Origin of the sequence: Streptomyces sp. CoH27 (assembly GCF_020181035.1) — a bacterium.
Taxonomy (GTDB): domain Bacteria; phylum Actinomycetota; class Actinomycetes; order Streptomycetales; family Streptomycetaceae; genus Streptomyces; species Streptomyces camelliae.
Map to the genome: position 1 here is coordinate 1 of NZ_JAIQYY010000008.1, position 19,538 is coordinate 19,538.

Consider the following 19,538-nt stretch of genomic DNA (forward strand, 5'->3'; position numbering starts at 1 on the left):
CTGACTCTATCAGATCCTTTCGGCGTCTGACTCCCAGTCAGGGGGTTTGTCTTCCCGGTCCGTTGGGCCGTTCCGACGAGTGAGACTTTAGCGGATTCCTTGCTCCCGAGCTAATCGGGGGCGGCGTCCTTTCGAACGCGGATTCCTCATTTCGCAAATATGCACGCCAAAGCAGTCGACGCCGAAGCGCCGATGAGTGGCTGGGACTTGCGGAATGGCTGTCCGGGGACCGACCTGGATCGGCGCTCACGTCAGACAACTCGGAGAACACTACGGATCGAGGTGAGGTGTGTCAACTCTCGTCCGTGAAGTTCAGTCCTTCTTGCCGGAGGCGAGCTCGCGGCTGCGGTCGCGGGCGGCTTCCAGGGCGGCGATGAGGGCGGCGCGGACGCCGTGGTTCTCCAGCTCACGGATGGCGTTGATCGTCGTACCGGCCGGTGAGGTGACGTTCTCGCGGAGCTTGACGGGGTGTTCGCCGCTGTCGCGGAGCATCACGGCGGCGCCGATCGCGGACTGGACGATGAGGTCGTGGGCCTTGTCGCGGGGCAGGCCGAGCAGGATGCCGGCGTCGGTCATGGCCTCGACCAGATAGAAGAAGTACGCCGGGCCGGAGCCGGACAGGGCGGTGCAGGCGTCCTGCTGGGACTCGGGGACGCGGAGGGTCTTGCCGACGGCGCCGAAGATCTCCTCGGCGTGCGCGACATGCGCCTCGGTGGCGTGGCTGCCGGCGGAGATGACCGACATGGCCTCGTCGACGAGGGCGGGGGTGTTGGTCATGACGCGGACCACCGGGGTGCCCGCGGGCAGCCGCTCCTCGAAGAAGGAGGTGGGGATGCCGGCGGCACCGCTGATGATCAGGCGGTCGGCGGGGACGTGCGGAGCCAGCTCGTCCAGGAGGGTGCCCATGTCCTGCGGCTTGACCGTGAGGATCAGGGTGTCGGCGGTCTTGGCGGCCTCGGCGTTGGTGACCGGGCTGACTCCGTAGCGGGCGCGGAGTTCTTCGGCGCGTTCGGGGCGGCGGGCCGTGACCAGGAGGTCGGCGGGGGCCCAGCCGGCGCGGATCATTCCGCTGAGCAGGGCTTCGCCGATCTTGCCGGTGCCGAGGACTGCGACTTTCTGGCTCATGGAGGCCAGTCTGGCACCGGGTTCCGGCGTACGGGCCCGTTGTCCGGTGGGCGGAACGGCTACGCGGTGCGGCGTCGTAGCGTCGCCGCGCCCAGTGCCAGGACCAGGAGTGCGCAGCCGGCCACGATCAGGACGTCGCGTACGAACGTCGCGGTCATGTCGGTGTGGTGGAGGACCTCGTTCATGCCGTCGACGGCGTACGACATGGGGAGGACGTCGGAGATCGCCGTCAGGGCGGGGTGCATGTCCGAGCGCGGGGTGAACAGGCCGCACAGGAGGAGCTGGGGGAAGATCACCGCCGGCATGAACTGGACCGCCTGGAATTCCGAGGCCGCGAAGGCCGAGACGAAGAGGCCGAGGGCCGTGCCGAGCAGGGCGTCGAGGAGGGCCACCAGGAGAAGCAGCCAGGGGGAGCCGGTGACGTCCAGGCCGAGGAGCCACAGCGCCAGGCCGGTGGCCAGGGCCGACTGGATGATCGCGATGGCGCCGAAGGCGAGGGCGTAGCCGGCGATGAGGTCGGCCTTGCCGAGGGGCATGGCGAGGAGGCGTTCCAGGGTGCCGGAGGTGCGTTCGCGCAGGGTGGCGATGGACGTGACCAGGAACATCGTGATCAGCGGGAAGATGCCGAGCAGCGAGGCGCCGATGTTGTCGAAGGTGCGGGGGCTGCCGTCGAAGACGTAGCGCAGCAGGATCAGCATCACGCAGGGGACGAGCAGCATCAGCGCGATCGTGCGCGGGTCGTGGCGGAGCTGGCGCAGGACCCGGAGCGCGGTGGCGGTGGTGCGGGAGGCGCTCCGCACGCCGGTGCGGGTGGCGGGCGCGGTCGCGGTCGCGGGGGTGATCGTGCTCATCGGTTCTGCTCCTGGGTGCGGTGTGCGGTGGCGGCTTCGTCGACCAGGTGGAGGAAGGCGGCTTCGACGGTGTCCGCGCCGGTCCGCGTGCGCAGGGCGTCGGGGGTGTCGTCGGCGAGGATCTCGCCCTCCCGCATGAGGAGGAGGCGGTGGCAGCGCTCGGCCTCGTCCATGACGTGGGAGGAGATGAGGAGCGTGGTGCCGCGGTCGGCGGCGAGGGCGTGGAAGAGGTTCCACAGGTCGCGGCGCAGGACGGGGTCGAGGCCGACGGTGGGTTCGTCGAGGACGAGGAGTTCGGGGGCGCCGAGCAGGGCGACGGCCAGGGAGACGCGGCTGTGCTGGCCGCCGGAGAGGGTGCCGGCGAGGGCGTCGGCGTGGCGGGTGAGGTCGACGTCGGCGATGGCCCGGGTGACGTGGTCGTGGCGGCGTTCGGCGGCGGCTCGGCCCGGGTCGAGGATCGCGGCGAAGTACTCCAGGTTCTGGCGGACGGTCAGGTCGTCGTAGACGGAGGGCGCCTGGGTGACGTAGCCGACGCGGCTGCGCAGGGTGGGGTGGCCGGCCGGGTGGCCGAGGACGTCCAGGGTGCCGGTGGCCCTGGCCTGGGTGCCGACGACGGCGCGCATGAGGGTGGATTTGCCGCAGCCGGAGGGGCCGAGCAGGCCGGTGATCTGGCCGGGCGGGACGGTGAAGCGGAGGTGGTGCAGGACCGTGCGCCGGCCGCGGACGACGGTGAGGTCGTCGGCACGGATGGCGGCGTGGCCGGCGGCCGCGTAATTCATCATGTGATGAATAATTGTTCTGGGTCGGCACGGACGTCAAGGGGTGCGCATACGGCAGCGGCGGCCGGGTGGGTCCGGCCGCCGCTGTGGGTGGGACTGTGTCGAGGTCAGGGTTTGCGGGCCACGAGCAGGAGCACGTCGTACGTCTCCTCGACGATCCCGTCCGGGAAGACCTTCAGCAGGTGGCCGCGCTCCTCTTCCAGGAAGGCGGTCCTGCGGTCCTCGGGCGCGACGAGGAACATCGACTGGCTGCCGATGTTGCCGAGGTGGGTGTCGATCGGGACGCGGCGGCTCCAGCGGACCGTGCGGCGGGTGAAGTCCAGACGGCCGCTGGGGTCGGCCCGTTCGGTGCGCTCGGCGGCCTTGCGTGCCTCGGCGATGTCGATGCCGAAGAAACGGCCTTTGCGTTCCGCCGCCGCCGCGATCCAGTCGATGTCGAAGGCGTCGGTGTTCCACCACAGCGCCAGCGCGCCGCCCGGCCGCAGCACGCGCAGGGCCTCCGGCACCGAACGGGCGGTGTCGGTCCAGTGCCACGCCTGGGCGTAGGTGACGACGTCCGCGTGGGCGTCGGCGACGGGGAGGGCGTTGCCGCTGCCGCGGACGATCGGGAGGTGGGGCAGCGCGCGGCGGAACTCCGCGGCCATGCCCGCACCGGGCTCGACGGCGAGGACGTCGGCGCCGCGCACGTGCAGGAGGGCGGTGGCGATACCGGTGCCGGCGCCCACGTCCACGACCCTGGCCCCGGTGAGCGGACGGCCGGCCAGTTCCTCGACGGTGTCGAAGAGGGCGTGCGGGTAGGAGGGGCGGTGCGCGGCGTACTGGGCGGCTGCGGCGTTGAAGGAATGGGCTCGGGCGGCGGGTGAGGCCGGCGGTGGTGGCGTCGTGGTCATACGACCATGGTGGGTGAGGGAACGAGGGCGCCACAGGTGGTTTTCGGGGCGGGAACCGTCGGCCGAAAGCGAGCCGCAGCCGCCGGTGGGCCCGGTCGCACCCGTGGCCGCCGGCCTCACGTGCGCCGTGGCTTCGTCACGTGCGGCGCTTCTTCTTCGACGGGTTGCCGGTGCGGCGGGAGGTGCGGCGTTCGTAGGCCTCGCGGGCGCTGTCGTACTCCTCGCGGTGGAGCTTCTCGCCCGGGGCCTCGGTGAGGGAGCGGAAGAAGTAGGCGAGGAGGGAGCCGACGAAGCCGATGGCGAGGAGGCCGCGCAGGGAGGCCTGGCGCTGGGGGTCCTGGCGCTTGCCGAAGCCTTCCCAGGTGTTGCGGAAGGCGAGCGCGCTGCAGATCGCGAACATGGCGATGACCAGCACGGTCACGAAGGAGCCGGTGTCGGCGATCCGGATGCCCTCGTAGGCGAAGCGCAGGATCAGGCAGGCGGCGACGGCCGCGGCGAGGGAGCCGACGGCGACGCCGGCGCGGCGCGCCGCGTACCCGTTGTCGTGGTTGACCCAGGAGGTGCCGAAGAAGCGCAGGGGCTCGGGGCGGGGGCCGCCGCCCTGGGCCGCGCCGCCTGGGGAGCCCGCCGGGGTGTCCGGGGTGCCGGTTTCGTCGCTCTCGTCGCTCACGGCATCGATTATGGCGAACGGCTGCGGCGACGGGCAGGGGCGGGCTCCAGGTGGGTCAGCCGCAGCGCGAGGCGATGTAACCGTCGCTGCCGGTCTGGACGTAGGCGTCGGAGACGTACTCGCCGTTGTCGATGTTGTCCCAGATGTTCGACGTGCCGTACGGGCCCGAGACCGTCGTGCCGGGGGCCTGGCAGAAGATCGGGACGCTCATGCCCTCGGGCAGGACGCGGACGATCCCGTAGTTGGTGCCCGGGCCGCTGCGGACGTTCAGACGGACGCCCGGAGCGACCGGGTACGTGCGGACGGTCGCTTCCGCCGCCACCGCGTCGTCGGCGGTGCCGGTGCCGGCCTCTTCGGTACGGTCAACAGCCATGTGAAACCTCCCCGTGAACCCCATGGTCGCCATGGGTGTCAGTGATCCCCGTGATCGGGCCGCGGCACAGGTGTGCGCGACTCGCGCGCGCAGGCTAGCAAGCCGCCTCTGTCTCGCACGAGTCATCGACTAGGCTCCGTGCGTCGCGCGCGCGGACGAACAGCACGGGGGTGGTCCCATGGCGCCACGGAGAAACACGGGGGCGGGCGCGGAAGCGGAACTTCCCGAGTACGCCGGTCACTATCTGCTGGAGTCCTGTCTGGGGTCGGGCGGCATGGGGGTCGTCCATCTGGCCCGCAGCACCTCCGGGATGAAGCTCGCGGTGAAGGTCGTACACGCCGAGTTCGCCCGGGACCGGGAGTTCAGGGGCCGTTTCCGGCAGGAGGTGGCCGCCGCCCGGAGGGTGAGCGGTGCCTTCACCGCGTCCGTCGTCGATGCCGATCCGGAGGCCGAGCGGCCCTGGATGGCCACGCTGTTCATTCCCGGGCCCACGCTCTCCGAGCACGTCAAGCGGAACGGACCGATGCCGGCGGCGCAGTTGCGGCGGCTCATGGCCGGGCTCGCCGAGGCGTTGCGCGACATCCACCGGGTGGGGGTGGTGCACCGGGATCTGAAGCCGAGCAATGTGCTGCTCGCGGAGGACGGGCCGAAGGTCATCGACTTCGGTATCTCCCGGCCCAAGGACAGTGAACTGCGCACCGAGACCGGCAAGTTGATCGGTACGCCGCCCTTCATGGCGCCCGAGCAGTTCCGGCGGCCGCGCGAGGTCGGGCCCGCCGCCGACATCTTCGCGCTCGGCTCGGTGCTGGTGCACGCGGCGACCGGGCGCGGGCCGTTCGACTCGGACAGCCCGTACGTCGTCGCCTACCAGGTCGTGCACGACGAGCCCGATCTGACGGGGGTGCCGGAGAGTCTCGCGCCGCTGGTGCTGCGCTGTCTGGCCAAGGAGCCCGAGGACCGGCCGACGCCCGACGAGCTGATGCGGGAGCTGCGGTCGGTGGCGGCCTCGTACGACACGCAGGCGTTCATACCGGCGCAGCGCACGGGCGGCGACGACGAACCGGCGGCCGAGCGGCCGGCCGCCGGGAAGCAGCCCGAGCCGGCGGGCCGCAGGCGGCTCGGCAGGAAGGTGGCGGTGGGGGCCGGGGTGCTCGGGCTCGTCGTGGCCGCCGCGGTGGCCTCGGTCCAGCTGCTCGGGGGCGGTGGCCGTACGCCGGCCGGTGCGAGCCCGCACGCCAAGCCGGCCGCGTTCAGTTCCTGGCAGGTCAGGCCGGCGTCCGAGGCGTCGGGGATGCCGCAGTGCGCGTACGGGGCGGGGGCGGTGTTCTGCGCACGGGGCGGCGCCGCTTTCGCGCTCTCCCCTGCCGACGGGAAGCTGCTGTGGCGCCGTTCCGCTGCCGCCGGGCCCGTGTGCGGAGCGCCGGTTCCGGCCGGCTCGCTCGTGCAGTTCTGCACGGCCGGCGGCTCCCTGCTGACGGCACGCGACCCGCGCTCCGGCGCCGAGGTGTGGAAGCGGCGGCTGCCCCACGGCACGACGGTCCGGTACGCCGGGGGTACGGCCCTGATCACGGGCGCGGACGGAACGGTCACCGGGGTGGACGGCAGGTCGGGCCGGACCGTGTGGCACCGGCGCCTGCCCGGCTACAGCACGCCGTCGCTCGCCTCGTTCGCCGGGGATCCGCTGGCGTACGCGACCACGTCGTCGCAGGACGGGGCGCACACGCACGTGGCCGCCGTGGATCCGGGCACGGGTGCGGTGCGCTGGGAGGCGTCGCTGGACGGCATCCTGGACCCCGTCGGGAGCCAGGGCGGGTCCCTGTTCTTCCTGTCCGTCGACAAGTCCTGGGCCGCCGACGCCGTGGTCCGCTACACACCGGCCGCCAAGGCCTCGCGCCGGGTGGCCCTGCCGGTCCCGCGTGTGTCACCGCAGGCCTCCGTGCACGCGGACACCGTGTATCTGCTGGCCGCGGGCGGCTCGTTGGAGGCCGTCGACCTGGGCGCGGGCAAGCGGCTGTGGCACCTGGAGACGTCCGTCAGCCGCGGTTCGGTCCCGGTCGGCGACGGTGCGCACGTCTACGTCACCGCCGCCGACGGGCGCCTGCTGGCCGTCGACGCGCGCAGCGGGCGCCTCGTCGGGCAGACTCCGGCGCGGCTCGGCGCCGACGCGGACGTGGTCACCGCCGACCTGCCGGCACCGCTGGTCGTCGACGGCCACGTCTACGCCGGGGCCCCCGACGGAACCGTGTTCGGCGTGGCCGCGCGGAACCCGGCCGACTGGTGACACGCCGAGGGGCCGCCCCCGTCGGGAGCGGCCCCTCGGCGGATGCGCGGGCTCAGCCCAGCTTGGTCACATCGCGCACGGCGCCCTTGTCCGCGCTGGTCGCCATCGCCGCGTAGGCGCGCAGGGCGGCCGACACCTTGCGCTCGCGGTTCTTCGGGGCGTACACCCCGCCCAGCGCCTGCTCCCGGCGGGCGAGTTCCGCCTCGTCGACGAGGAGCTCGATCGTGCGGTTCGGGATGTCGATGCGGATGCGGTCGCCGTCCTGGACCAGGGCGATCGTGCCGCCGGAGGCCGCCTCGGGGGAGGCGTGGCCGATGGACAGGCCCGAGGTGCCGCCGGAGAAGCGGCCGTCGGTGATCAGGGCGCAGCTCTTGCCGAGGCCGCGGCCCTTCAGGTACGAGGTCGGGTAGAGCATCTCCTGCATGCCCGGGCCGCCCTTGGGGCCCTCGTAGCGGATGACGACGACGTCGCCGTCCTTGACCTCCTGGGTGAGGATCCGCTGGACGGCCTCCTCCTGGGACTCGCAGACGACGGCCGGGCCCTCGAAGGTCCAGATCGACTCGTCCACACCGGCCGTCTTCACGACACAGCCGTCGACCGCCAGGTTGCCCTTCAGCACGGCCAGGCCGCCGTCCTTGGAGTACGCGTGCTCGACGGAGCGGATGCAGCCGCCCTCCGCGTCGTCGTCCAGGGCCTCCCAGCGCTCGGACTGGGAGAAGGCCTCGGCGGAGCGGACGCAGCCCGGCGCCGCGTGCCACAGCTCCACCGCCTCCGGGGAGGGGGAGCCGCCGCGCACGTCCCAGGTCTTCAGCCAGTCGGCGAGGGAGGGGCTGTGGACGGCGTGGACGTCCTCGTTGAGCAGGCCCGCGCGGTGCAGTTCGCCGAGCAGGGCCGGGATGCCGCCGGCGCGGTGCACGTCCTCCATGTAGTACGTGCGGTTCTTCGCGACGTTCGGGGCGACCTTCGCCAGGCAGGGGACGCGGCGCGAGACGGCGTCGATCTGCTCCAGGCCGAAGGGCACGCCCGCCTCCTGGGCGGCGGCCAGCAGGTGCAGGATCGTGTTGGTGGAGCCGCCCATCGCGATGTCCAGGGCCATGGCGTTCTCGAAGGCCTGGAAGGTGGCGATGTTCAGCGGGAGGACCGACTCGTCGTCCTGCTCGTAGTAGCGGCGGGTGAGGTCCATGACCGTGCGGGCCGCGTCGACGTAGAGCTGCTTGCGCGCGGTGTGGGTGGCGAGGACCGAGCCGTTGCCGGGCAGGGACAGGCCGATGGCCTCGGTCAGGCAGTTCATCGAGTTGGCGGTGAACATGCCGGAACAGCTGCCGCAGGTCGGGCAGGCGTTCTCCTCGATACGGAGGATGTCCGCGTCGGAGATCTTGTCGTTGACGGCGTCGGAGATCGCGTCGACCAGGTCGAGCGTGCGGACCGTGCCGTCGACCAGGGTGGCGCGGCCGGACTCCATCGGGCCACCGGAGACGAAGACCGTCGGGATGTTCAGGCGCAGGGCCGCCAGCAGCATGCCCGGGGTGATCTTGTCGCAGTTGGAGATGCAGACCAGGGCGTCGGCGCAGTGGGCCTCGACCATGTACTCCACCGAGTCCGCGATCAGGTCGCGGGAAGGCAGGGAGTACAGCATGCCGCCGTGGCCCATGGCGATGCCGTCGTCCACGGCGATCGTGTTGAACTCGCGCGGGATGCCGCCCGCCTCCGTGATCGCCTCGCTGACGATCCGGCCGACCGGCTGGAGGTGGGTGTGGCCCGGCACGAACTCGGTGAAGGAGTTCGCGACCGCGATGATCGGCTTCCGGCCGATGTCCGCACCGGGTACACCGGAGGCGCGCATCAGGGCGCGGGCGCCCGCCATGTTGCGGCCGTGGGTGACTGTGCGGGACCTCAGCTCGGGCATCGTCGCTCGCTCCTTCGAAGATCTGCCAGACATTTCTGGTTGTCTCCGAGCGTACGCCGGTGCTCCAAGGGCTGGACGTGGTTGTCCGGAATGCGGGACGCGCGTTTCATCGCGGCCGTTCACCCGGCCGTCGGTCTCACCGGTCCGTGAGGTGGTGCTGTACGACCGGGGCGACGCGCGCGACGATCTGCTCCAGGTCGGCCGACGCCAGCGGCTCCAGCTTGATCACGTAGCGCAGCATCGCCGCACCGACCAGCTGCGCGGCCGCCAGCTCGGCGCGCAGTTCCGGGTCCGGCAGGTCCACCTGGGCGGCGACCCGGCGCAGCAGCTGGGAGGCGATCAGCCGGCGGAAGACGGCGGCCGCGGTGTCGTTGTTGACCGCCGAGCGGACGATGGCCAGCAGCGGGGTGCGGGTCGTGGGGTTCTCCCAGATGCCGAAGATGAAGCGGGTCAGCCGCTCCCCCACCCCGTCCAGCGGGCCGGCTGCGACCGCGTCCGGCGCGTCGAGCGCGGGCGCGAAGGCCACGGCGACGGCCGCCTCGAAGACCTGTTCCTTGGTGCCGAAGTAGTGGTGGACGAGCGCCGAGTCGACCCCGGCCGCCTTGGCGATGCCCCGGACGGACGCCTTCTCGTAGCCGCGCTCGGAGAACTCCTCGCGGGCCGCGGTGAGAATGCGGTCGCGGGTGTCGGCGGATTCCGTGCGCGGGGGCCTGCCCCTTCTGCGGGCCGCCTTTCCGGCAGCCTGCCCGGCGGGCGTCTCGGCATCGGCGGAGGACGGGGTCTCGCTCATGGCCGGGACACCCGTACCGCCGAGGACAGGTGTTTGCGGGTGAAGGCCAGGGCCTCGGCGAGATCGGCCTCGCGCTCGGCGCCGGACATCGCCCGCCGCGTGTTGACCTCGATCACGACATGGCCGTCGAACCCGCTGACCACGAGGTGCTCCAGCAGCTCGGCGCAGGGCTGGGTGCCGCGGCCGGGCACCAGGTGCTCGTCCTTGGCGGAGCCCCGGCCGTCGGCGAGGTGGACATGGCCGAGCCGGCCGCCCATGCGGTCGACCATCTCCAGGGCGTCGGCGCGGGCCGTCGCCGTGTGGCTGAGGTCGATCGTGAAGTGCCGGTAGTCGTGCTGGGTGACGTCCCAGTCGGGGGCGTAGGCGAGCATCTCGCGGTCGCGGTAGCGCCACGGGTACATGTTCTCGACGGCGAACCGTACGTCCGTCTCGTCCGCCATCCGCCAGATCCCGTCGACGAAGTCGCGCGCGTACTGCCGCTGCCAGCGGAAGGGCGGGTGTACGACGACGGTGGAGGCGCCCAGCTTCTCGGCGGCCGCGCGGGCCCGCTGGAGCTTGACCCAGGGGTCGGTCGACCAGACCCGCTGGGTGATCAGCAGACAGGGGGCGTGCACGGCCAGGACCGGGATGCCGTGGTAGTCCGACAGACGGCGCAGCGCCTCGATGTCCTGGCTGACCGGGTCCGTCCACACCATGACCTCGACACCGTCGTACCCGAGGCGCGCGGCGATCTCGAAGGCCGTCGCAGTGGACTCCGGGTAGACGGAGGCTGTCGACAGCGCGACGGGGACGTACCTGGGTTCAGCCACGTCCGTCACCTTACGGGGTTGAATGGCTCGGGCGTTGGGTGCCTATTCGCCGTTGTGAGGTTTGCCATTCGGGCGGGTGCGGGTGCGTGGTGCGTTCTCGCGCCCACGCGGCGCAGCCGCATATCGATGCAGCCCCGCGCCCCTTGGGTCGCTACGCGGATCCCATGTGATCCAGGCGCCGCAGGATCACGCCCTCGCGCAGCGCCCACGGGCAGACCTCAAGGCTTTCCACCCCGAAAAGATCCATCGCCGCCTCGGCCACCAGCGCACCCGCCAGCAACTGGCCGGCCCTGCCCTCCGAGACCCCCGGGAGCTCGCTGCGCTGCTCGGCCGTCATCCCGGCCAGGCGCGGGACCCAGGCCTCCAGGGACTCGCGCTTGAGTTCACGCTGGACGTAGAGGCCCTCGGCGCTGCGGGCGGCGCCGGCGATGCGGGCGAGCTGCTTGAAGGTCTTGGAGGTGGCGACGACGTGGTCCGGGGTGCCGCGGCGGCTGAATTCGCCGACCGTGCGGGCGATCTCCGTGCGCACATGGCGGCGCAGGGCGCGGATGTCCTCGGGGGCGGGTGGGTCGCCGGGCAGCCAGCCCGCGGTGAGCCGGCCGGCGCCGAGCGGCAGGGAGACGGCGGCGTCCGGCTCCTCGTCTATGCCGTAGGCGATCTCCAGGGAGCCGCCGCCGATGTCCAGGACCAGCAGCTTCCCTGCCGACCAGCCGAACCAGCGGCGGACGGCGAGGAAGGTGAGCCGGGCCTCCTCCGCGCCGGAGAGGACCTGAAGGCGTACGCCGGTCTCGGCCTCCACGCGCGCGAGGACGTCGTCGGCGTTGTCGGCCTCGCGGACGGCGGAGGTCGCGAACGGCAGCAGGTCCTCGACACCCTTGTCCTCGGCGGCCTGGAGGGCGTCCTGGACGACGGCGACCAGCTTGTGGATGCCGTCGTCGCCGATGGCACCGCTGCCGTCGAGCAGTTGGGCGAGCCGAAGGTCGGCCTTGTGCGAATGCGCGGGCAGCGGGCGTGCGCCGGGGTGGGCGTCCACCACCAGCAGATGCACCGTGTTCGAACCCACGTCCAGGACACCGAGTCTCATATACGGAACGCTACTGCCAGATCGTCCGTCCTCGGTCCCCGAAGCGGTGCCGGGCCACTTACCCTGGTGCTGTGCCCAAGACGAAAAAGGCGAAGGATCCCAAATCCTCCAAGGGAGCGAAGGATTCTGCGCAGGCGAGGTCGTCCGTGTCCAAGAAGCCGTCCAAGAAGTCCGAGCAGGCCCCGAAGGTGAGCGACGAGAAGGGGCTCGACTTCGCGCGCGCGTGGGTGGAGTTTCCTGATCCGGCGGACGACGAACAGGTCTTCCGCTGTGATCTGACATGGCTGACCTCTCGCTGGAACTGCATCTTCGGCAGCGGCTGCCAGGGCATCCAGGCGGGCCGCGCGGACGACGGGTGCTGCTCGCTGGGCGCGCACTTCTCCGACGAGGACGACGAGAAGCGGGTCGCCGAGCATGTGGCGCGGCTCACGCCGGAGATCTGGCAGCACCACGCCGAGGGCACGCGGCACGGCTGGGTGTCGGAGGACGACGAGGGCTCCCGCCAGACCCGCCCCTTCCAGGGCTCCTGCATCTTCCAGAACCGGCCCGGTTTCGCGGGCGGCGCGGGCTGCTCGCTGCACATCCTCGCGCTGCGGGAGGGCCGGGAGCCGCTGGAGACCAAGCCTGACGTGTGCTGGCAGCTGCCGATCCGGCGGACGTACGACTGGATCGACCGCCCCGACGACACGCGCGTCCTCCAGGTGTCCATCGGGGAGTACGACCGCCGGGGCTGGGGTCCGGGCGGGCACGACCTGCACTGGTGGTGTACGTCGGCGACGTCGGCGCACGGCGCGGGCGAGCCGGTGTACGTCTCGTACCGAGCCGAGCTGACCGAGCTGATGGGCAAGGCGGGGTACGACCGCCTGGTCGAGCTCTGCGAGGCCCGCCTGGCATCCCAGCTCCCCCTCCTCGCCCCGCACCCGGCGGACCCGGCACCGTAACGCGACCGCCGGCCGCCCTCACCCACTTTTCCCGCTCTTCCCCCAGCCCATCCCTAACCGCCTGACGGACTCGGACTCGGTGTCCCGCTGCCGGACGGAGTCGGGGTCGGGGTTGGTGAGGGGGGTGGGGTCGTGGGTGGTGGTGTGGGAGTCGGGGTGGTGGGGGGTGGGGAGGTCGGCGGGGTTGTTGTGGGTGGGTTTGTCGGGGTTGGTGTGGGGGTCGGGGTGTTCGGGGGTGGGGACGTCGGGCCGGTGGGGGCTGTGCCGTAGCCGTCGATCGTGACCACCGCGCCCGCCGGGGAGATCGCCACCTGTGCGTGCCAGTGGCCGGAGGGCTCGCGGAGGTGGTCGACGTACACCTTGATCGTCAACGTGTCGCCGGGGTTCAGCGTTCCCGATGACCGGCTGAGGTAGAGCCACGCCGCCGACGTGAACGCCGACCAGCGGACCGGGGCGGGGCCCGAGGCGGTGAGGGTGATCAGCGTGGTGTCGCCGTCGTTGGCCGCGCTGACGGCCAGCTGTCCGGCGCCTTTCGTACCCGTCCCCGCGACGCTGACCACCTCCACGGAGACGTCCGCCTTGCCGTTGCTGCCGATGCGATCGCCGGGCTTCACGCGCGCGTTGCCCGCGTTCTCGTAGCCGCCGCCCTGGTCACCGGCGAGGGCGTCGGGGCCCTGTGTCTCGCTCGCGATGGGCGACCGGCCGTCCCCCTCCGCCGTGGGAGCGCCCCGGTACGCGGCCCACAGGGCCAGGACGGGAGCGGCGACGACCGTGGCGACGACCGTCGTCGTCACCGCACGCGCGCGAAGGCGGTCGCGGCGGGCTGCGCGGTCCTTGGGGTCCATCGGGAAGCCGCGCCGGTCGAAGCGGGGTACGGCCACGCCACGCGCGCGCGGGTGATGGGCCAGGGCCAGGTGCAGGGCCGCGCGGGGAGCCTCCAGCACCGGCAGCTCGGCCGGCGTGACCGTGTCGCCGGGCCAGCGGCCGGGGACGGCGCGCTCGGCGATCCGGCGGCAGCGCGGACAGTCGTCGACGTGCCGGACCAGTTCCTGGCGCAGCGCCGTGCTCAGGACCAGGCGGCTGTCGCCCGTGAGGTGGGCCACGCTCGGGCAGACGCCGGTCCCGACCACGGCGAGGGCCGCGCGCGTGCGCTCGACCTCGCAGGCGGCGGAGGCGAGCAGTTCGCGCGCGACGGCGGGCTCCATGCCGAGGACGGCGGCGACCTCGTGGGCGGTGAGGTGGTGGCGGACGGCCAGTTCCAGCGCCTCGCGCTGCTCCGGGGTGGTACCGGCCGCCTCCGGCCATGCGAGCAGGGCGAGTTCACGACGCCGCTGCTCCTGGATCTCGGGGGCGAGGGAGGGCGCGGGGACCTGCTTCCCCGCCGGACCGCCGGCTGCGCCCGCCGCCGCACCGCCCGCCTGCGCCGGCGCCGGGCGGCCCGCCGCATGCGTGGCCTGACGTTTCTGCTTGGCCTCGGCCAGCCCGCGCAGGCATGCCCAGCGGGCCAGGGCGTAGAGCCAGGCCCTGCGGTCGGCGGCGGCCTCCGGGACGCGGTGGGCACGCCGCTCGGCCAGGGCGAGGACATCGCCGAGGGCGGCGGTGGCCGCGTCGTGGTCGCACAGCACCGACAGGCAGTAGGTGAACAGTCCGTCCAGATACGGCTCGTAGCGCCCCGGCGGCCGGTGGGCGAGGGTGCGTGCGGCGGCGCGGTCGCGTTCCTCGCGCGCCTCACGTGCTTCGCGCGCCGCGCCTTGCGCCCGGTGCGCGCCGGTGGTGCGGGTCGTGGTCCCCGGACTGCTGCTCATCATCCGTGCGACCGTAGGCGGCGCTGGGGTGCCCCTTCGCGTACCTTGAGCACTTTTAATCCGTACGGGTGAAACGATCCCTCATAAGGGGACAGGAACCCTTCATTCCGCGGCCGGATTCCGATGGGTGGTGGCTGATATCGGCCCACCCACATGTGTCCCGCCCTCCGCTCCTGCCGCACCGGCCCGCCGATTGTCAGTGCCGCGGGCTACGGTTTCCGCATGGCTGCCCGTACCAAGACCACCAAGGACCGCCCGTCCTACCGCTGCACCGAGTGCGGCTGGCAGACGGCCAAGTGGCTCGGCCGCTGCCCCGAGTGCCAGGCGTGGGGCACGGTCGAGGAGTACGGCGCGCCCGCGGTCCGTACGACGGCACCCGGCCGGGTCACCACCTCTGCGCTGCCGATCGGCCAGGTCGACGGCCGCCAGGCCACCGCCCGCACGACCGGCGTGCCGGAGCTGGACCGGGTGCTCGGCGGCGGACTCGTCCCCGGCGCGGTCGTGCTGCTCGCGGGCGAGCCCGGGGTCGGCAAGTCCACCCTGCTGCTGGACGTGGCCGCCAAGTCCGCGAGCGACGAGCACCGCACGCTCTATGTGACGGGTGAGGAGTCGGCGAGCCAGGTGCGGCTGCGCGCCGACCGTATCGGCGCCCTCGACGACCACCTCTATCTCGCCGCCGAGACCGACCTGTCCGCCGTCCTCGGTCACTTGGACGAGATCAAGCCGTCCCTGCTGATCCTGGACTCGGTGCAGACGGTCGCCTCCCCGGAGATCGACGGCGCGCCCGGCGGCATGGCCCAGGTGCGGGAGGTCGCGGGCGCCCTCATCCGCGCCTCGAAGGAGCGGGGCATGTCCACGCTCCTCGTGGGCCATGTCACGAAGGACGGCGCGATCGCGGGCCCCCGCCTCCTCGAACACCTCGTGGACGTCGTCCTGCACTTCGAGGGCGACCGGCACGCGCGCCTGCGCCTGGTGCGCGGTGTGAAGAACCGCTACGGCGCCACGGACGAGGTCGGCTGCTTCGAGCTGCACGACGAGGGCATCACGGGCCTCGCCGACCCCAGCGGGCTGTTCCTGACCCGGCGGGACGAACCGGTACCGGGCACGTGCCTGACCGTCACCCTGGAGGGCCGCCGCCCGCTGGTGGCCGAGGTGCAGGCGCTGACCGTGGACTCCCAGATCCCCTCCCCGCGCCGGACGACCTCGGGCCTGGAGACGTCCCGGGTGTCGATGATGCTGGCGGTGCTGGAGCAGCGCGGGCGGATCAGCGCGCTCGGCAAGCGGGACATCTACTCGGCGACGGTGGGCGGAGTGAAGCTGTCCGAGCCGGCCGCCGACCTCGCGATCGCGCTGGCGCTGGCCTCCGCCGCGAGCGACACCCCGCTGCCGAAGAACCTGGTGGCGATCGGCGAGGTGGGCCTCGCGGGCGAGGTCAGACGGGTGACGGGCGTGCAGCGCCGGCTCGCCGAGGCGCACCGGCTGGGCTTCACACACGCGCTCGTGCCGACCGATCCGGGCAAGGTGCCGCCCGGTATGAAGGTCCTGGAAGTCGCGGACATGGGGGACGCGCTGCGGGTCCTGCCCCGCTCCCGTCGCGGAGAGGCCCCACGGGAGGCGGAGCAGCGCCGGTAGACTTTGCCCAGGTCTCGCCCGTCCGTACGAACCGCGTGCGGGAGCGGGGGCGCGTCAGAACCTGCGACCGGAGGAGTGCAGTGGCAGCCAACGACCGGGCAGCAGCTCCCGGAAAGTCCGGTGGGAGTGCCGGTTCCGATGGCCTGATGCGCGCCTCGCTGAGCGCCGTGGCTCCCGGTACGGCCCTGCGTGACGGCCTTGAGCGCGTGCTGCGCGGCAACACCGGCGGGCTGATCGTCCTCGGCTCCGACAAGACGGTCGAGGCGATGTGCACGGGCGGCTTCGTGCTGGACGTGGAGTTCACCGCGACCCGGCTGCGCGAGCTGTGCAAGCTGGACGGTGGCATCGTGCTGTCGTCCGACCTGTCCAAGATCCTCCGCGCCGGCGTGCAGCTGGTGCCGGACCCGACGATCCCGACGGAGGAGACGGGCACCCGGCATCGTACGGCGGACCGGGTCAGCAAGCAGGTCGGCTTCCCCGTCGTCTCCGTCTCCCAGTCGATGCGGCTGATCGCCCTCTACGTCGACGGCCAGCGCCGCGTGCTGGAGGACTCGGCGGCGATCCTGTCCCGCGCGAACCAGGCGCTGGCCACGCTGGAGCGGTACAAGCTCCGGCTGGACGAGGTGGCGGGCACGCTGTCGGCGCTGGAGATCGAGGACCTGGTGACGGTCCGGGACGTGTCCGCCGTCGCGCAGCGGCTGGAGATGGTCCGCCGCATCGCCACCGAAATCGCCGAATACGTGGTCGAACTGGGCACGGACGGCCGCCTTCTCGCCCTCCAGCTGGAGGAGTTGATCGCGGGCGTCGAGCCGGACCGCGAGCTGGTCGTACGGGACTACGTCCCCGAGCCGACGGCGAAGCGCTCCCGCACGGTCGAGGAGGCGCTGTCCGAGCTGGACGCGCTGACCCATGGGGAACTCATCGAACTCAGCACGGTGGCGCGGGCACTGGGCTACACCGGGTCTCCCGAGACCCTGGACTCCGCGGTGTCCCCGCGCGGCTTCCGTCTCCTGGCCAAGGTCCCGCGCCTGCCCGGCGCGATCATCGAACGGCTGGTGGAGCACTTCGGAGGCCTGCAGAAGCTGCTCGCCGCGAGTGTGGACGACCTGCAGACCGTGGACGGGGTGGGCGAAGCTCGGGCACGGAGCGTACGGGAGGGCTTGTCCCGGCTGGCCGAGTCTTCGATTCTGGAGCGGTACGTGTAGCGCGCCCCCAAGGGGCACGGGGCTGTATCGATATGCGGCTCCGCCGCGTGGCCGCGAAGCACCACAGCCGCCCTACGGCGGGTCCGCCCGAGCTACTGGGCGCCCTAGGGCCTGTCCGGCGGATCCTGCCGGAATCGCGAGGCCTGGCACGCCCATCTGCGGCGTTGTCGTCGGTCGCCGACTCCCCCACGCTCGGCTTCTCCCCCACGCTCGACTTCGCTCGCGCGGGAGGTGCCCCCATCGCGGGGGGACCCCCATCGCGTCGACTCCCCCCTCCGCCTTGCAGCTGCACGCACCAGCCCCCGCTCACCGGTGCTTATGAGGCACCCTTGCCTCAAGCCGGCCTGATCCGCCGGACAGGCCCTAATCCGCCGACAGCACGAACGAAGCCTGCTGCTGCCCGAACCCCGGCGTCCGCGCCTCCAGCAGATACGTGTCCGCCTTGGCCGAGCCCGCCGCAGGCGTCCCGCACTGCGGGGCGCTCGGCTTGCGGTCCCACTTCACCGTGTACGTGATGCTCTGGCCCGCCGGCACCCGGAAGACGAGGTTCGCCGCGCCCTTGGGGCAGTCGGACGACGTCCAGTAGGGGTGGCTGCCGGCCGACGGCGTGATGGTCAACACCGCGTTCTTCGGGCCGAGATCGATTTTGCAGTCGGCGGAAGAGCTGTTCTTCGCGGTGAGTTGGAAGGTGGGCGTCTGGTCCGGCGAGTAGGTGTTGCTCAGGCTCTTCAGGCTCAACGCCACTGCGGAGGACGTGCAGGCGGGCAGCGGGGAGGATGCCGGGAGCGCGTCGCCCGCGACGACACCGGTGCCGCCCGCCGCACCCGAGGACGAGCCGTCACCGGAGCCCGAGGAGCCTGCCGAACCCGAGGAGCCGGAGGAGCTGGCGGAACCCGAAGAAGAACCGTCACCCGAACCCGAGCCGCTCCCGCCGGAGTCCCCACCGCTCGACTCGTCGCGCCCACCCGGGTGTTGGCTGATCGCGGGCCCCGACGAGGACGGGCCGGGCGTGATCGTATGCGCGGGATTCTTGCCGTTGGACGCGTCGGTGTTCTTCTTGCCGCCCCCACCGCCGGCCGTGACGATCCAGGTGATCAGCAGCGCCAGCACGGCGACCACGGCCAGCATGACGGCCCTCCTTCGCCAGTAGATGGAGGAGGGAAGCGGCCCGACCGGATTGCGCAGAGATCCCACGGACCGAACTGTACGAGAGATCGGCGCGCTGTCTTGCGCCACCCGCCGCGCGAACGCCAACTTTTCCGGATCATCATTCCGGTAACTGCCGTAACCGCCACGGTTCTTCGCGCTTCGCCACGCTCGGTGACCGTGCCGTCACCCATCCTGTCCGGTGAGGCGTGGCAGGATCGGAAGGCCATGACTGAGAAGCTGCACACCCCCGTGATCGCCTGGTTCGACGCCCATGCCCGCGACCTCCCCTGGCGCCGCCCGGAGGCGGGCCCGTGGGGTGTGATGGTCAGCGAGTTCATGCTCCAGCAGACCCCGGTCAGCCGGGTGCTGCCGGTGTATGAGGAGTGGCTGGCCCGCTGGCCGCGCCCGGCCGATCTCGCGAAGGAGGCTCCCGGGGAAGCGGTGCGCGCCTGGGGGCGGCTCGGCTATCCGCGCCGGGCGCTCAGGCTGCACGGGGCTGCGGCCGCCATAACGGAACGGCATGGCGGGGACGTACCGACGGATCACGCACAGCTGCTGGCGCTGCCCGGGATCGGTGAGTACACGGCGGCGGCCGTCGCCTCCTTCGCGTACGGGCAGCGGCATGCGGTGCTGGACACGAATGTGCGCCGGGTCCTCGCGCGGGCGGTGACGGGGGTGCAGTACCCGCCGAACGCGACGACGGCCGCCGAGCGCAGGCTCGCCCGCGAGCTGCTGCCCGCGGACGAGAAGACCGCCGCGCGCTGGGCCGCCGCCTCGATGGAGCTGGGCGCGCTGGTGTGCACGGCGAAGAACGAGGGGTGCGCGCGGTGTCCGATCGCCGCGCAGTGCGCCTGGCGGCTGGCGGGCAAGCCGGAGCACGAGGGTCCGCCGCGGCGCGGGCAGACGTACGCCGGCACCGACCGCCAGGTGCGCGGCAAGCTGCTCGCCGTGCTGCGCGAGGCGCACGCGCCGGTGCCGCAGGCGGTACTGGACCGGGTGTGGCACGAGCCGGTGCAGCGTGCCCGCGCGCTCGACGGGCTCGTGACGGACGGTCTGGTGGAGCCGCTGGCGGACGGTCTGTACCGGCTGCCGCTGAGCTGACGCACAGCCACGTCACAGAGACCGGGCTTTCGTTACCGAGCATCTAGCCCTACATACCACCCCATAAAGGGACATATGGTTCACCGTCTTTACCCCGAACCTACGGCCGTTACACAACCGACGGATAGCCGATTGCTAGCCGAAGGC

At 72.2% G+C, this 19,538-nt stretch carries 17 protein-coding genes; 5 read left to right on the forward strand and 12 right to left on the reverse strand.

The features are described 5' to 3' along the window. Window positions 1–312: 312 nt before the first annotated feature. From proC to LE548_RS14155, 6 genes are all read right to left on the reverse strand, one after another. The gene (gene proC, locus LE548_RS14130) at window positions 313–1,125 is read right to left on the reverse strand and encodes a pyrroline-5-carboxylate reductase (RefSeq protein WP_225097168.1); all 813 of its coding nucleotides are present in this window, start codon (window positions 1,123–1,125) and stop codon (window positions 313–315) included. Window positions 1,126–1,184: 59 nt separating this feature from the next. After that, entirely contained in the window at window positions 1,185–1,976 is a 792-nt protein-coding gene (locus LE548_RS14135) for an ABC transporter permease (protein ID WP_225097169.1), read from the reverse strand. Then, window positions 1,973–2,758 carry an ABC transporter ATP-binding protein gene (locus LE548_RS14140; protein ID WP_225097170.1) on the reverse strand — a complete coding sequence of 262 codons (786 nt, stop codon included), beginning with the start codon at window positions 2,756–2,758 and terminating at the stop codon, window positions 1,973–1,975. Before LE548_RS14140 ends, LE548_RS14135 begins: the two co-directional genes overlap by 4 nt. A 104-nt stretch (window positions 2,759–2,862) precedes the next feature. Next, window positions 2,863–3,645 (reverse strand): class I SAM-dependent methyltransferase, encoded by a 783-nt coding sequence (locus LE548_RS14145; RefSeq protein ID WP_225097171.1) that lies wholly within the window; start codon window positions 3,643–3,645, stop codon window positions 2,863–2,865. Between the two features lie 136 nt (window positions 3,646–3,781). Further along, window positions 3,782–4,315, reverse strand: coding sequence for an EamA/RhaT family transporter (locus tag LE548_RS14150; protein WP_225097172.1), 534 nt, complete (start codon window positions 4,313–4,315; stop codon window positions 3,782–3,784). 55 nt (window positions 4,316–4,370) lie between these two features. Beyond that, window positions 4,371–4,688, reverse strand: coding sequence for an SH3 domain-containing protein (locus LE548_RS14155; RefSeq protein WP_225097173.1), 318 nt, complete (start codon window positions 4,686–4,688; stop codon window positions 4,371–4,373). 178 nt (window positions 4,689–4,866) lie between these two features. On the opposite strand from LE548_RS14155, the gene LE548_RS14160 reads away from it, so the two are divergent. Next, entirely contained in the window at window positions 4,867–6,969 is a 2,103-nt protein-coding gene (locus tag LE548_RS14160) for a serine/threonine-protein kinase (RefSeq protein WP_225097174.1), read from the forward strand. A 52-nt stretch (window positions 6,970–7,021) separates the two neighbouring features. Here the strand turns inward: LE548_RS14160 and ilvD are convergent, their stop codons facing one another. From ilvD to LE548_RS14180, 4 genes are all read right to left on the reverse strand, one after another. Beyond that, the gene (ilvD, locus tag LE548_RS14165; protein WP_225097175.1) at window positions 7,022–8,875 is read right to left on the reverse strand and encodes a dihydroxy-acid dehydratase; all 1,854 of its coding nucleotides are present in this window, start codon (window positions 8,873–8,875) and stop codon (window positions 7,022–7,024) included. A 136-nt stretch (window positions 8,876–9,011) separates the two neighbouring features. Next, complete coding sequence (locus tag LE548_RS14170) at window positions 9,012–9,665, reverse strand: TetR family transcriptional regulator (RefSeq protein ID WP_225097176.1); 654 nt, start codon at window positions 9,663–9,665, stop codon at window positions 9,012–9,014. Next, window positions 9,662–10,483, reverse strand: coding sequence for a sugar phosphate isomerase/epimerase family protein (locus LE548_RS14175; protein WP_374116088.1), 822 nt, complete (start codon window positions 10,481–10,483; stop codon window positions 9,662–9,664). Before LE548_RS14175 ends, LE548_RS14170 begins: the two co-directional genes overlap by 4 nt. A gap of 142 nt (window positions 10,484–10,625) precedes the next feature. After that, on the reverse strand, window positions 10,626–11,558 hold the full coding sequence (locus LE548_RS14180; protein WP_225097178.1) for a Ppx/GppA phosphatase family protein: 933 nt from the start codon (window positions 11,556–11,558) through the stop codon (window positions 10,626–10,628). A gap of 146 nt (window positions 11,559–11,704) precedes the next feature. Here LE548_RS14180 and LE548_RS14185 point away from each other — a divergent pair, with 146 nt between their 5' ends. Continuing rightward, on the forward strand, window positions 11,705–12,499 hold the full coding sequence (locus LE548_RS14185) for a hypothetical protein (RefSeq protein WP_374116106.1): 795 nt from the start codon (window positions 11,705–11,707) through the stop codon (window positions 12,497–12,499). A 53-nt stretch (window positions 12,500–12,552) separates the two neighbouring features. Here LE548_RS14185 and LE548_RS14190 read toward each other — a convergent pair whose 3' ends face one another. Next, window positions 12,553–14,307, reverse strand: coding sequence for a hypothetical protein (locus LE548_RS14190; protein ID WP_225097180.1), 1,755 nt, complete (start codon window positions 14,305–14,307; stop codon window positions 12,553–12,555). A gap of 219 nt (window positions 14,308–14,526) precedes the next feature. Between LE548_RS14190 and radA the strand changes: the two genes are divergently transcribed. Further along, window positions 14,527–15,936 carry a DNA repair protein RadA gene (radA, locus tag LE548_RS14195; protein WP_225097181.1) on the forward strand — a complete coding sequence of 470 codons (1,410 nt, stop codon included), beginning with the start codon at window positions 14,527–14,529 and terminating at the stop codon, window positions 15,934–15,936. An 80-nt stretch (window positions 15,937–16,016) separates the two neighbouring features. After that, complete coding sequence (gene disA, locus LE548_RS14200) at window positions 16,017–17,141, forward strand: DNA integrity scanning diadenylate cyclase DisA (RefSeq protein ID WP_225097182.1); 1,125 nt, start codon at window positions 16,017–16,019, stop codon at window positions 17,139–17,141. A gap of 363 nt (window positions 17,142–17,504) precedes the next feature. Here disA and LE548_RS14205 read toward each other — a convergent pair whose 3' ends face one another. Then, window positions 17,505–18,335 carry a hypothetical protein gene (locus LE548_RS14205; protein ID WP_225097183.1) on the reverse strand — a complete coding sequence of 277 codons (831 nt, stop codon included), beginning with the start codon at window positions 18,333–18,335 and terminating at the stop codon, window positions 17,505–17,507. Between the two features lie 180 nt (window positions 18,336–18,515). Here LE548_RS14205 and LE548_RS14210 point away from each other — a divergent pair, with 180 nt between their 5' ends. Continuing rightward, window positions 18,516–19,391, forward strand: a complete 876-nt coding sequence (locus LE548_RS14210) for an A/G-specific adenine glycosylase (protein WP_225097184.1) — start codon at window positions 18,516–18,518, stop codon at window positions 19,389–19,391. The last annotated feature ends 147 nt before the right edge of the window (window positions 19,392–19,538 follow it).